At 44.3% G+C, this 12,183-nt stretch carries 14 protein-coding genes; 3 read left to right on the top strand and 11 right to left on the bottom strand.

Annotation, left to right across the window (positions count from 1 at the left end; all coding sequences use genetic code 11):
* Positions 1–249: 249 nt before the first annotated feature.
* Entirely contained in the window at positions 250–480 is a 231-nt protein-coding gene (locus ACSFXN_RS14095; RefSeq protein WP_300991236.1) for a hypothetical protein, read from the top strand.
* A 206-nt stretch (positions 481–686) separates the two neighbouring features.
* Here ACSFXN_RS14095 and cydC read toward each other — a convergent pair whose 3' ends face one another.
* The 7 genes from cydC to ACSFXN_RS14060 form a co-directional block, all read right to left on the bottom strand.
* Positions 687–2,393, bottom strand: coding sequence for a thiol reductant ABC exporter subunit CydC (gene cydC / locus ACSFXN_RS14090; RefSeq protein ID WP_437150727.1), 1,707 nt, complete (start codon positions 2,391–2,393; stop codon positions 687–689).
* Positions 2,390–4,114 (bottom strand): thiol reductant ABC exporter subunit CydD, encoded by a 1,725-nt coding sequence (cydD, locus tag ACSFXN_RS14085; protein ID WP_437150726.1) that lies wholly within the window; start codon positions 4,112–4,114, stop codon positions 2,390–2,392. Before cydD ends, cydC begins: the two co-directional genes overlap by 4 nt.
* 13 nt (positions 4,115–4,127) lie before the next feature.
* A complete protein-coding gene (locus ACSFXN_RS14080) occupies positions 4,128–4,265 on the bottom strand; it encodes a hypothetical protein (RefSeq protein WP_437150725.1) in 138 nt (45 codons plus the stop codon).
* Between the two features lie 27 nt (positions 4,266–4,292).
* Positions 4,293–4,472, bottom strand: a complete 180-nt coding sequence (locus tag ACSFXN_RS14075; RefSeq protein ID WP_437150724.1) for a hypothetical protein — start codon at positions 4,470–4,472, stop codon at positions 4,293–4,295.
* A gap of 108 nt (positions 4,473–4,580) precedes the next feature.
* Positions 4,581–5,312, bottom strand: a complete 732-nt coding sequence (locus tag ACSFXN_RS14070; RefSeq protein WP_437150723.1) for a hypothetical protein — start codon at positions 5,310–5,312, stop codon at positions 4,581–4,583.
* A gap of 79 nt (positions 5,313–5,391) precedes the next feature.
* Positions 5,392–6,003: an NAD(P)H:quinone oxidoreductase gene (gene wrbA, locus ACSFXN_RS14065; protein WP_300991231.1), complete on the bottom strand. Its 612-nt coding sequence runs from the start codon at positions 6,001–6,003 to the stop codon at positions 5,392–5,394.
* 180 nt (positions 6,004–6,183) lie between these two features.
* Positions 6,184–7,827: an AMP-binding protein gene (locus ACSFXN_RS14060; RefSeq protein WP_437150722.1), complete on the bottom strand. Its 1,644-nt coding sequence runs from the start codon at positions 7,825–7,827 to the stop codon at positions 6,184–6,186.
* Positions 7,828–7,984: 157 nt separating this feature from the next.
* Here ACSFXN_RS14060 and ACSFXN_RS14055 point away from each other — a divergent pair, with 157 nt between their 5' ends.
* Positions 7,985–9,142 (top strand): class I SAM-dependent methyltransferase, encoded by a 1,158-nt coding sequence (locus tag ACSFXN_RS14055; protein ID WP_437150721.1) that lies wholly within the window; start codon positions 7,985–7,987, stop codon positions 9,140–9,142.
* A complete protein-coding gene (locus ACSFXN_RS14050; RefSeq protein ID WP_437150720.1) occupies positions 9,139–9,393 on the top strand; it encodes a hypothetical protein in 255 nt (84 codons plus the stop codon). The genes ACSFXN_RS14055 and ACSFXN_RS14050 overlap by 4 nt, the downstream gene beginning before the upstream one ends.
* 96 nt (positions 9,394–9,489) lie before the next feature.
* Here the strand turns inward: ACSFXN_RS14050 and ACSFXN_RS14045 are convergent, their stop codons facing one another.
* The 4 genes from ACSFXN_RS14045 to ACSFXN_RS14030 all read right to left on the bottom strand — a co-directional run bounded on the left by ACSFXN_RS14045 (position 9,490) and on the right by ACSFXN_RS14030 (position 11,974).
* Positions 9,490–9,729, bottom strand: a complete 240-nt coding sequence (locus tag ACSFXN_RS14045; RefSeq protein WP_300991227.1) for a hypothetical protein — start codon at positions 9,727–9,729, stop codon at positions 9,490–9,492.
* A 208-nt stretch (positions 9,730–9,937) separates the two neighbouring features.
* Positions 9,938–10,357, bottom strand: coding sequence for a hypothetical protein (locus ACSFXN_RS14040; protein ID WP_437150719.1), 420 nt, complete (start codon positions 10,355–10,357; stop codon positions 9,938–9,940).
* A 246-nt stretch (positions 10,358–10,603) separates the two neighbouring features.
* On the bottom strand, positions 10,604–11,218 hold the full coding sequence (locus ACSFXN_RS14035) for an NAD(P)-dependent oxidoreductase (protein WP_437150718.1): 615 nt from the start codon (positions 11,216–11,218) through the stop codon (positions 10,604–10,606).
* Positions 11,219–11,242: 24 nt separating this feature from the next.
* The gene (locus ACSFXN_RS14030; protein WP_437150717.1) at positions 11,243–11,974 is read right to left on the bottom strand and encodes an NADPH-dependent oxidoreductase; all 732 of its coding nucleotides are present in this window, start codon (positions 11,972–11,974) and stop codon (positions 11,243–11,245) included.
* Positions 11,975–12,183: the final 209 nt, after the last annotated feature.

The following is a 12,183-nucleotide window of genomic DNA, read 5'->3' as shown; positions in this document are numbered from 1 at the left end:
GAAGTGGAATTCTGGAGAATCCGTCCCGCATCTTCCTTCTCGCTCAAGTGTATAAAACCCGCCGCAGCATTGGCTTTGAAGCACAAAACAAGGCATCATTGAACAGACTTTGATGCAAACTGGACGGATCACGTTGATGGAACTATGACATGTCATAACGCTTTTAAATTTAGAAGAAATTTGTTTTTCATTGTCAGGTAATCATGTATACTAAAAGTAATCAGAATTTTCAGGAAAGAGGTGAACGCCGTGACTGGTCTGGTAGCCGTCATTATGGTATTTTCGATTCCGCTCGTTGCCATCATTACCTCTCACTTCCAAACGCAAACCAAATTAAAAAACAGGTTAATTGAAAGTGAAATCGAACTGGAAAAATTGAAACACGAGAACTTTGTTATTGAAACTCAGAAGATGCGCCTCCAATTGGAACAGATGAAATTAGAAGATGCCAAACAGGGAAATAATCTGCTATTAAAATAAAACCGGAAGACTTCCTTTAAATTCAAAGGGGGAAGTCTTCCGGTTTTTCTTTTTCCTGCTGCCAGCTCTTCATGAAAAAGATTTAACGCCGTTTGGACAGTATTTTTCATTTGCCGAAAGTATTTTAAGCTTTTCGGACAGTATTTCACGTCTTCAGGACAGTATATCCAATTAAATGAAGAAAAAAGCATGAAGAATATCCTTACTTATGCGAATATGCTTTTCTCAATCTGTTTAAGTGCAAAAAAGTGGCCTTGCTTTTCCATGATTTCTTCATATGTCCCAGCTTCTACGATTCGCCCTTGTTCCATGACGATGATCTGGTCCATTTGTTCCAGGCCGGTTAAGTCATGGCTGATAATGACGAAGGTGTCATCTTTTCCTTGTTCAAACAATTGAGAGTATATATCTTTTGCTGTAATCGAATCAACTGAAGACACCGGTTCATCCAACAGCCAAAGTGTTTCTCCTCTCAGCATGGCTCGCGCAATGGCAAGCCGCTGTTTTTCGCCTCCGGACAAGTTTTCACCTTTTTCATTTACTTTCGTGTCTGGTGAAAATGCACTGAGCTGCACCCTTGCCAATGCTGCTTCCATTTCTTCATCTGTTGCATTTTCATTGGCAATTAACAGATTGCTTCGAATGGTTCCGAAGAAGAAATGATTTTCCTGCAGCACCACATTCATCCGTCGCCATAATTTTTCTGGTTGGAGCGTTTCCAGTGGTTCTCCTCCGATTAAGATCATGCCGCTATCCGCTGGCAAGACATTCAATAAAAGCTGGAGCAATGTAGATTTGCCTGAACCGCTCGGCCCTACAATCGCTGTTTTGGATCCAGATGGAAGCTGGAAAGAAATATTGCTTAATGCCGGACGTTCTTCTTCCGGATACGTAAAGGAAACATTTTCAAAAGCAATTTCAATTGGCTCCACTGGCAAAGCTTTATCGCCTGGTTTTCGAACCGGCTCTGTCACTACCTGTTCAAGGCGGACAGCCGCTTTTCGATTTTCTTCAAAATGCGCTGGAAAAACAGCCATTGGCGCCACGTTTTCAAAAACAGCGATGGAGACCATCACGAGCATTGCTAAATACAGACCGTCCAGTTCTCCTGCTGAAACGAAATAAGCTCCAAGTCCCAGCACAAAAAAGGAGGCCAGAAGCGCTACAAAAGCATTGACTGATTGACCGAAATTTTCTTCCAGCCCCTCTTTTTGCTGCTGTTCTGCATAGCGTTCTGAAAACACCGTCAAGTCTCGTTCTTTACGCTCCAGCTGCTGGTATATCTTCAAATCCCTAAAGCCAAATAGAAATTCTGTCGCTTCTGTTGACAGTGCTGCCCGGCTGGTCCGCACAGCACTATCAATTCTGCGCTGACGCCAGGCAAAAATAGCGGGGACCACTACAATTGTTAACAGCATGCCTGCCAATATGACCATGGCGATAGCCAACGAGAAGAAAGAAGCAAAGAAAATGGTGCTAAGGAAAACGAGGCCAAGTACGACCGGAGGATAAAAGACCCGCAGCATGAAATTCTGCAGGCTCTCTACATCGCCGACGATGCGCGCCAGCAAATCCCCGCTCCGGTATTTCTGAAAAATTCCCGGCGCCAAAGGAGACAGTTTCCCAAAAAAAGACGCGCGTAAATTGCTCAGCATTGTAAACGTTGCCCGGTGTGAAAACAACCGTTCCGCATATCGGCTTAAAGCCGATACCAGCCCGAATAACTTTAAACAAGCACCCATGACAATCAAAATGGTTATTTGAGAAGTCAGAGCCGCTTTTGAAATTAAATAACCGCTCGAAGCCATCAATGCGGCGCCGGCAATCCCTGCAAGAAAACCGAAGAAGATAGCAATCGCTACATCTCTTTTTTCGTGAAGGGTCAAAATTAATATCTGTTTTAGTTCCTTCATTGCACTATACCTCCATGCTGCACTGCCAGCATTTCTTCATAAGGCGCATAAGTTTCCAGCAATTCGTTATGGCTGCCGGCTGCCGCCAGCTTCCCTTTAGACAATATCAGAATGACGTCAGATTGTTTTATGGTATGCAATCGGTGCGCAACGGTTATAATTGTCGCCCGTTTTCCAAGTTCGGCCAATGATTCCTGCAGGATTTTTTCAGTCTGAAGGTCAAGGCCGGTTGTCGGTTCATCAAACAGGATAACGGAAGGCTGTTTCAGAAATGCCCGGGCAAGCGCAATCCGCTGCTTCTCGCCGCCAGACAATCCTCTCCCTGCTTCGCCTATCGGTGTATCCAGCCCTTCTTTCAAAGACATCACCATTTCTATTATTCCAGCCTTTTTTGCAGCTTCCCAGACCTCTTCATCCGTTGTTTCTCTGCTGGCACCGATAGCAATATTTTCTTTAATAGTTCCTGCAAACAAATAAGGATTTTGTGAAATGTAACTCAACTGTTCAAACCAGGACTTTTCATTGATTTGATCACGAGGCACTCCGTTCACTAACACATTGCCGCTTTCCGGAGGCAACAGACCTGCAATAGCATGCAGAAGCGTCGTTTTTCCGGATCCGCTTTTTCCGATGATTGCCGCTTGGCTATAAGGCGGGATTTCCGCTTGAATCGGTTCTAATTTAAAACCTTCACCGTATTGAAACGAAAAACCATTCAATGTCAGATGCGGCGGCTCATTTGATAATATGCCTTGACCCCATTTGACCGCAGGTGTTTCTTTTTCAAAATGTGCTGACAGCCGGTTAGCTGCTGCCGTACTTCCTTTTCCTGTGTGGAAGGCACTGCCGAAATCTTTCAGCATATTAAAGAAATCCGGAACAAGAATCATCACAAAAAATGCCGTGAAAAATGTTAGACTATCAAACACAACTAAACGCAACCCGATTTCCAAAGCGATGATCCCCATACTCAGCATGGAAATATACTCCAGCATAAGTGAAGATAAAAACGCTGATTTCAGTACTTCCATCGTAGCGTCCCGAAAATCCAGGCTGCTTTTTTTGATGGTCTGCTGTTGCCGCTCGGCTTGGCCATATAATTTAAGCGTTGTCAGCCCTTGCAGAACATCCAGAAAAGTACCGGAAAACTGTCCCATTTTCTCCATTTGCTGATCCGCTTTTTCTTTTGTTTTTATGCCGACAAGCGCCATAAATACCGGAATAAACGGCGCCGTAATCAATATGATCAGACCTGTCACCCAGTGCTGTGAAAAAATGACGATCAGCAGCAGAATGGGAATAATGTAACTTTGAATCATTTGAGGAATATATTTACTGTAGTAGCCATCCAATTCATCCACAGCATCTAGAAGCAAACTGACTTTTTGCCCAGATTGCCCTTGAATTGACGCTTGAAGCGGATTAGCCGCAAATGACTGAATCAACTTCTCACGCAAATGTGTTTTCACTTCCGTTGCTAAATTTACACCTGAACGGCCGATTACATAACCGCATAACACACGCAGGAAAATAACACCAAGCAGCCCAAATAAATAAGGGACAATATCTTGGAAAGAAGCATTTTTGAGAAAAACACTATCTGCGATTAATACAAAAAATAAGGCTTGCCCAATCATTGCCAGTCCTTTCAGGAACGATGCCATGATTAAGAAAACCATAATATTTTTACGTTCATAAGCCAGTTGCTTTAAATCAACCATGCTATTCTCTCCTTTAATCGCTGTTGCTTTCATTATAAAGCAATAGAGGTGATTTTCCGTTCCCAGTGCCCAGTTTCAGCCCATTTAAAGCTGCGTTTGTTACAGTCCTGTTCACAATATCCGGCTGCTGTTTCTTCAGTAATAAAAACAAAAAGCCCTCCGGAAAATTCCAGTGGGCTCATTGATTGAATATATTCATTTTGGCACTTTTTTGCTGCAGGCTTTGGAGAACTGATTGGAGAAACGAAATATCTTCTTTAATTTGTGATTTCAAGGAATCGTTCGCACAGTTCTGATATTCACGGCTCAACTTATTCAGTTCGTATTCGAACACTCGCTTTTCTTCGGTTGAAATCATCTTTGACACCTCAAAGAATTTTAGTTTTTAGAACCTCGTTCTATTTCATTATAAATATCTTGTTAGCATAGCAAAAAATACGGTTTATTGCTATAAAAAAAGCATTTTTTATAACAGCAGCAGTAAAATCGAGTAGCCTATAATGCCGCTGCAAAAAGCAGGGAAACTGCTTTCGCGTTCTTCCGGCAATTCTTCTTTTAATACATTTAACACTATGCCTCCCGCAAGCAATGCAGTAAGCACCGAAACGATCAACTCATTTACTTCTGTTAATAAGCCGACTCCCCAACCGGCTAAAATAGCGAGGGCCAGCAGCCATCTTCCGTATTTGTCGTACTCTTCCTGATGGGTGGCACGGAGTGCTTTATCGTTTGTGAGAAAGTGGACACCCATGGCAATAAAGAAAAGCAGCATGCCCCAGACCGTTTCATAATCTTCACGAATAAGCAAATACCCAATCAAGGCATTATAAATTATGAAAGAACCGATATGGACCCAAAAAACCCCATCTTTTGAATGCTGCCTGTTTGATTTTTCATGCCTTCTCTTAGTGGACTTGACCATTTGTTCCAAACCGTAAAAAAACACCAGTCCGAGCATGGCAATTAGATAGATGTGATGTTCAAGAAAGCGCCATGCCGAGTCTTCTAATTCACCTTGCAGCTCATCTTGAAAAACGCCAAGTTCCGGCAATAAATGCAAAAATACATAAGCCACTGAAATACCGCCTGCAATCGAAAGAAAACGGCTGCGCGGAAGCACTTTTAAAAACTTCATGCTTTTAGAAAATAGATGAATAAGAATAAATCCAACCACAAATAAAAAACTGAGCCACGCCATGCTTCCTTTGTCCCTCCTTGTCAGAAACATACAAAGCAGGCGAGATGTTCTTGACTCTGCCTGCTTTGTCGGAATGTATTTATTGAGTTTGTCCGTTTTTAATCCACTGGGCTACTTCAATCGTGTGGTTCGCCTGGTATTTAACTGCATCTTCTACGTCTTCGACCATGCCTTCTGGACCGGCTGTAACAGTTGTGCCATATGGGTTTCCACCTGCTTTGAATAAGGCAGGGTTGTTGTAGCCTGGTGCCGCAACAATGGCTCCCCAATGAAACATTGACGTATAGACGGATAAAACTGTCGCTTCTTGGCCGCCATGCGGATTTTGGGCAGAAGACATCGCACTTACGACTTTATTTGCCAATTTACCTTCTGCCCATAATCCACCGGTTGCATCCAGAAACTGTTGAAATTGGGAAGGTACTTGACCGTAACGCGTGGGAATACTGAAGATAAAGGCATCCGCCCATTCAAGTAAGCTGGGTTCAGCCTCCGGCACATCTTGTGTAGCTTCGAAATGCGCTTTCCAAGCCGGATTGGAATCGATAGCTTCTTGCGGAGCCAGTTCCTTTATTCTCGCTACCCGTACTTCGGCACCTGTCTGCTGCGCGGCTTCTTCTGCCCATTTTGCCATTTGATAGTTGGTTCCCGTCGAGCTGTAATAAATGATCGCTAATTTTACATTTGCCATGATTTCCTCTCCTTTTCGTATCAAGTCCATGACTGTTACTGTGAATTCGAGAAATATCCTGAATTAAAGATTCTTCGTACTTTACTCGTTTCCCCTTTTTAAATCTTCATTAAACAAAAAAGACCTACTTGGAGCTTCAAATCCTGCTCTAAGTAAGTCTTCATCTGTTTAAACTGGCTATTACACTTCCGTCTTTTCGGTCCGTTCCACTGACATTTCCCGCAGTTTGAACTTCTGAATTTTCCCTGATGCAGTCATCGGATATTCCTTCGTAAATTCAATATAACGCGGAATTTTATGATGCGAAATTTTGCCTTGGCAGTAATTGCGCAGCTCTTCGGCAGACAAATGCTGGCCTTCTTTTAAAATAATCCACGCCATCAGTTCTTCTCCATATTTCGGATCCGGAACGCCGACTACCTGGACATCCTGCACCGACGGATGTTGATACAAGAACTCCTCGATTTCACGCGGGTAGATATTTTCCCCTCCACGGATAACCATGTCTTTGATCCGCCCGGTAATCGCGATATAACCGTCCTCGTCTTCGACAGCGATGTCTCCTGTATGGAGCCAGCCCTCTTCATCGATGGCGCTGCGGGTCGCTTCTTCATTTTTATAATAGCCTTTCATGACATGATAACCGCGAGTACACAATTCGCCGGGAACGCCTGTCGGTACTTGCTCATTAGTGACGGGATCCACGATTTTCACTTCGACTTCTGCGTGAGGCTTGCCAACAGTTGACACCCGCTTTTCAATATCGTCATCCGCACGTGTCTGCGTGATAACCGGCGATGACTCTGTCTGGCCATACGCAATTGTAATTTCGGATGCTCCCATATCATTGATGACTTTTTTCATCACTTCAATCGGGCAAGGTGACCCTGCCATAATCCCCGTACGCAAAGTGGAGGTATCAAAAGATGCGAATTCCGGATGGTTCAGCTCTGCGATGAACATCGTCGGCACACCATGAAGCGCCGTGCACTTCTCGTCCTGGACCATTTGCAGCACACGTTTCGGCTCAAATTGTTCTGCGATAACCATGGTCGTGGAATGCGTAACAGCAGCCATCGTACCAAGCACACAACCGAAACAGTGGAAAAACGGCACCGGAATACAGAGGCGGTCTTGTTCCGTCAGGTTCATCGTGTCGCCGATCAGCTTGCCGTTATTCACGACGTTCCGATGCGTCAGCATGACCCCTTTCGGAAAACCGGTTGTTCCGGAAGTGTACTGGATGTTGATGACATCTTCCGGATCCATCGACGTAAAACGCTCTTCCAGCTGTTCATCCGTCACTTGATCGGCAAAGGCCTCAAATTCACTCCAAGTGAAAATGCCTGGATACTGATTTTCACCCATGACAATGACCCGTTTGAAATGCGGCAGCTTTTCGCTCGCAATAGCCCCTTTTTCAGCGGTTTTCAGTTCTGGACATACGGCATTTAAAATCTCGATATAGTCGGTTCCTTTAAACTCTTCGCCTAGAATCAGTGTGGTTGAATCTGATTGCTTCAGGAGATATTCCAGTTCAGCCGACTGATAGCTCGTGTTGACTGTGACAAGCACTCCCCCCATTTTGCCAGTGGCATACTGGCTCAGCAGCCATTCACGCTTATTGGCCGACCAAATAGCGATATGTTCCCCTTTGGCAATGCCAATTCCCATAAAAGCCTTGGCCAAAAGGTCCGTTTCTTCATCAAATTCCTTGTACGTTTTGCGGATGTTCCGTTCCGGATAAACATATGCTTCTGTTTGTGGATGCAATGCTGCCCGTTCCCGCACAATCTGCCCTACCGTTTTTTCTACAATTGCCATATTCATCCCCCTCTATATGTAAACGGTTTCAATCTCATTCCATATTATCACAAAATTCAAAACATGTTGAGAGAAAACCGGCTGCAAACTGTGCAGTCGCCCTTTCTCCGCTGGCCATGATAAAATACAACTATCATGGAAGACGAAAGGATTTGCAATGGAATTACACACTATGCATGAACAACTATCCGAGCGCCTGCAAGAACATACGCTTGTCTCGGCAACCATCAGCCAACCACGTTTAAAATCGAATGAAATAAAACGGGTGAAATTGAAGCCGGTAGAAATTAAAAACGATTATTTTATTCAATTTGAATATCAGTATGAACATGTCCTCAAGCATGAGAACCTCTCAATTGAAAATGCACTTGAAAAACTGGAAAGCTTGTTTGAAGAATTCCGCCAGGCTTTGTTCCAGTTCACAGAAGAAAAAATACAAATTCAGCTCTCCAAGAAATTCAAAGTTTCCTGGAAAGCAGAGCAAACCGCAACAAAATCCGCAGAGCTGTCCCATAACCGAAAAAAACAGTATTTGCTGGAAGACGGCATCGCTTATCCATTCTTGGTCCGTCTCGGCGTCCAAAGTCCGGATGGCAAAGTGAAAAAGCAGAAATACGATAAATTCCGCCAAATCAACCGCTTTATCGAATTTATTGATGATGCGCTGGTGCATTTGCCAAAAGACCGGACTGTCCGGATTCTCGATTTCGGTTCTGGAAAATCCTATTTGACATTTGCCTTGTATCATTATCTTCGGATCGAAAAAGGGCTTGATCTTCGAGTTACGGGCTTAGATCTGAAAAAAGAAGTGATTGAAGAATGCCAGCGCATTGCGGAAGATTTGGAGTATGATCAATTGGAGTTTTTAGTTGGAGATATCAATGACTACAACGAAGAATCAGCGGTCGATATGGTCGTCACGCTTCACGCTTGTGACGTGGCAACGGATATGGCATTGTCCCGGGCTGTAAAATGGAATGCCAAAGTTATCTTAAGCGTTCCTTGCTGCCAGCACGAACTCAATAGCCAAATTGCGGCACCGGAACTTGGCATCATGCTCCAAAATGGCTTAATCAAAGAACGCTTTAGCGCGCTCGCTACTGATTCCATCCGTGCCGAACTTTTGTCACTGGTGGGCTATGAAACGCAGCTGGTGGAATTTATCGATATTGAACACACACCGAAAAATATCTTGATCCGGGCTTACCAAACCGGCAAAAAGCCGGCGCCTGGCCAGTTTGACCGTTATAAGGCATTTACTCAGTTATTGTCTGCCAAGCCTTTCCTTGAAAACGAATTGAAGGAATTGCTATGAAACGAAAAAATCTAGTTAACGGCATGATCCTTGCGTTTTCGGTGATTTTCATCCGCTACCTGGATGTACACGTCTACGACATGAATTTGATGATTACTCTTATATTGATTGTCGTATTGATTGCCGGCTTGATGAAAATTGTTGACCGCTTTCCTTTTCTTGAGGAACCGGTTGGAAAACGGGCAGCGATGGTTACCAACTTAACAGTCGTAATTGTGATTTTTTTATGTTTCTTTGGACTTAACTTGTAAGGATGGTGTCAGCAGCGCCAATCTGCAAGCCCATGCGAAAGCCCGCCGGTTTCAATTGAAACCGGCGGGCTTTTCGTTTACTTTGTCTATTGCCACTTAAGAAATCTGATCGTCTTCTAATTTAGCTGCTTCTAATTCGATTTGATAACTTTTCTTGTATTCGCGTGTTTCAGCGAACAAGATTAAACTGAAAACACCTGCCAGAAGAAACGCCGGTAGCGAATCTTGTAAAAATCCCCAAACGAGTGAAACAAGTATTGCAGCGAATACAAAACCAATGGCTTTTGCTGATTTACTGTTTTGTTCTTTGATTTCTTCTATCTTGTATCGATTCATCCAATCACTCCTCCGATATAAGCATTATACGCAATTCGTACAAAAAGAAAAGGAGAAAATGTTTTTTTCACACATTCTTAACATTTGAAACCTCAAATCCGTTAGAAAAATGTACATATTTAACCAAGTTCGGGCAATAAAAATAACGCCTCTTTAGATGAGGCGCTAGTTCTTATTTTATTTATTCAGAGTTAGGTTCGCCTGGAATTCACGGCTGGTTGGAATTGGGTTTTTCTTCAGCCTGCAGCCGGATCGATTCTTCAACGTACGCTTGGACCGGTTCCAGTGTGAATTCCAATTTGCTTGTTTTCAAATTGTTGTCTAAATAGCCCAGCTGGTGTTCTTCTACGGTATCGGACTGCAGATTCAGCGTATTATTGATATAAAGCATACCCTCGTTGGTCGCCATCGGAGAAGGCGCACCTTCTTTCTCCCTTTGTTCAACCTGTTCCATGCCGATAATCAGTCCTTCTGCCAGCAAGGCGCTCATTGCTTCATCATATCGCTCTTTTCCAATTTCCTGTGACAGCCGCTGATCCAGCGCTTTTACATCTTCAGTTGTGGCTCCGCGGTAATATTGCACATAATAAGCCAGCAGTACCTGTTCTTTGTCTTCAAATTCTTTCATGGCAATCCCTCCCGTTTCCTGTTCTTCCCCTCTTATTCCCTAATTTTCATGATAATATGCTTTTTAAGCACCTTATAAGTTGCAGGGATTTTAAACTTCACTATCATGAGGAGCTTCGACCGCTCCCCTGATTGCACTAAAGGCAAAAGCGGCACAAGCTTGGTTGCTTGTGCCGCTTTTTCATGGTTTTACTGAGGAGTTGCCCGTATCCGATCTCAAGCCGCTCGTAGTGGACAATTTCCCCACTCAATATGCGATGCCGACCCGGCTGCGAATAAATGCCTTGTCTTTAAGCTGCCGATAAGCAAATTCAGCCGTATCGCCAACCGTAATTTCCTTGCCGCCTTCCGGCAGATAGTCTTTTTCTGTCCGGTAACCGCCACGCATCTCACCGTCCGGTAAATAAGTCGGGCACACAATCGTCCAGTCCAGGTCAATGGCTTCCAATAACCGAAAAACCGTTTCATGTTCTTCGGCGGCAAATGTCAGTTTGCGGTTCGAGTCCCCGCCTTGGTAGCGGAGTTTGCCAGGTGTAAGCCGGCTGTTCAAAATTCCCGCAGTGCCAATGGTAATGAGACGCCGGATCCCTGCATTTTTCATGGCGCCGATGATCAGCGGCATAGCTTCAGACAATGTCGTGGTCCCGTCCGTGCCAATTGCGCTGAACACTGCATCTGCGCCTTCAAGCGTCCGTTCGACATCTTCCGCTTTCCGGACATTCCCAGTAATCACTTCAAGGTTTGGATGCTCATCCAGTTTTGGAGAACGCACAAGTGCTTTCACTTGGTGCCCGTCTGCCAATGCCTGCTTCAGAATTTGTCCGCCAACCCGGCCCGTAGCACCAAAAATTGCGATTTTCATTGCCATTCCCCTTTTCCGGTTCTGTTATTTGAATAAAAACCCTTTTTTCGCCAATACATCCTTAATATCCTGGCGGCGCGGTTTTCTAAGGAATGAAGCCATCTGCTCAGTCCAGTTCGCAACTTTTTGGTTAGTGCTGCGTTCTTGATAATAGCGCTGAATGGTTTCATCGTATTCCGGAAGCAAAGTTTTATATTTTTCTTCATCGTATTCGTTTTCATGCAAAATCGCTTCGACCGGCAAGCGTGGTTTTACTTCGTTGGCTTCGTTCGGAACGCCGACCGTCAAGCCATATACCGGAAAAACACCTTCCGGCAAGCCGACCATTTCACTGATTGCTTCCATATTGTTGCGCACGCCGCCGATATAGCAGATGCCATATCCCTTCGACTCTGCTGCAAGCGCCAAGTTCTGCGCCAGTAAGGCAACATCGGTGACAGCCACAATCAAATTCTCCGCATGGTCATAGACAATCGTTTCGCCTTGCAAATCACCGGCGTGCTTCAAGCGGTTATAATCAGCGCACATTAAAAAGACCGCTCCTGCGCCTTCCATTTGTTGCGGATTACGGGACAATTCCCCAAGTGCTTTGCGTTTCTCGGGATCTGTCACCCAGACAATTGAATATGCCTGAACAAAATGGGACGTCGCTGCATGCTGCGCCGCCGCTATCAATTCGCTGACTTCTTCCCGTGTCAGCTGCTTTTCTTTATAGTCACGCACAGAAGCGTGAGATTTCATTAATTCAATAACCATCATCGATATCCCCTTTCCATTCTTTCTTCTATCGTATCAAAAATTTTCCTGCGGTACTCTTTTAACGATTTTAACTTGATTAATGGCGGGTCTTCGCCTAGCTTATGGAAAATTGATCCAATTGGACTTTTGCGGCCAGTTAATCAGCCAGTTGAAAACGCAGGAGTCGTATTGGGTGCCAAAATAAGATAAAATAAATGCTGATGAGG

It is taken from the genome of Planococcus sp. 1R117A (genome assembly GCF_051417975.1).
Lineage (GTDB): Bacteria > Bacillota > Bacilli > Bacillales_A > Planococcaceae > Planococcus > Planococcus shenhongbingii.
Note: the sequence above shows the minus strand (reverse complement) of the source record. Positions and strands in the feature narration are given on the sequence as shown.

Coding starts and splice junctions, on each gene's coding strand:
- cydD (WP_437150726.1), bottom strand. CDS start 4,114: ATGGTTGATTTAAAGCAACTGGCTTATGAACGTAAAAATATTATGGTT.
- ACSFXN_RS14045 (WP_300991227.1), bottom strand. CDS start 9,729: ATGAATCGATACAAGATAGAAGAAATCAAAGAACAAAACAGTAAATCA.
- ACSFXN_RS14040 (WP_437150719.1), bottom strand. CDS start 10,357: ATGAAAGAATTTGAAGACAAAGAACAGGTACTGCTGGCTTATTATGTG.
- cydC (WP_437150727.1), bottom strand. CDS start 2,393: ATGAAGGAACTAAAACAGATATTAATTTTGACCCTTCACGAAAAAAGA.
- ACSFXN_RS14070 (WP_437150723.1), bottom strand. CDS start 5,312: ATGGCGTGGCTCAGTTTTTTATTTGTGGTTGGATTTATTCTTATTCAT.
- ACSFXN_RS14030 (WP_437150717.1), bottom strand. CDS start 11,974: ATGGTTATTGAATTAATGAAATCTCACGCTTCTGTGCGTGACTATAAA.
- ACSFXN_RS14035 (WP_437150718.1), bottom strand. CDS start 11,218: ATGAAAATCGCAATTTTTGGTGCTACGGGCCGGGTTGGCGGACAAATT.
- wrbA (WP_300991231.1), bottom strand. CDS start 6,003: ATGGCAAATGTAAAATTAGCGATCATTTATTACAGCTCGACGGGAACC.
- ACSFXN_RS14060 (WP_437150722.1), bottom strand. CDS start 7,827: ATGGCAATTGTAGAAAAAACGGTAGGGCAGATTGTGCGGGAACGGGCA.
- ACSFXN_RS14055 (WP_437150721.1), top strand. CDS start 7,985: ATGGAATTACACACTATGCATGAACAACTATCCGAGCGCCTGCAAGAA.
- ACSFXN_RS14075 (WP_437150724.1), bottom strand. CDS start 4,472: ATGATTTCAACCGAAGAAAAGCGAGTGTTCGAATACGAACTGAATAAG.
- ACSFXN_RS14050 (WP_437150720.1), top strand. CDS start 9,139: ATGAAACGAAAAAATCTAGTTAACGGCATGATCCTTGCGTTTTCGGTG.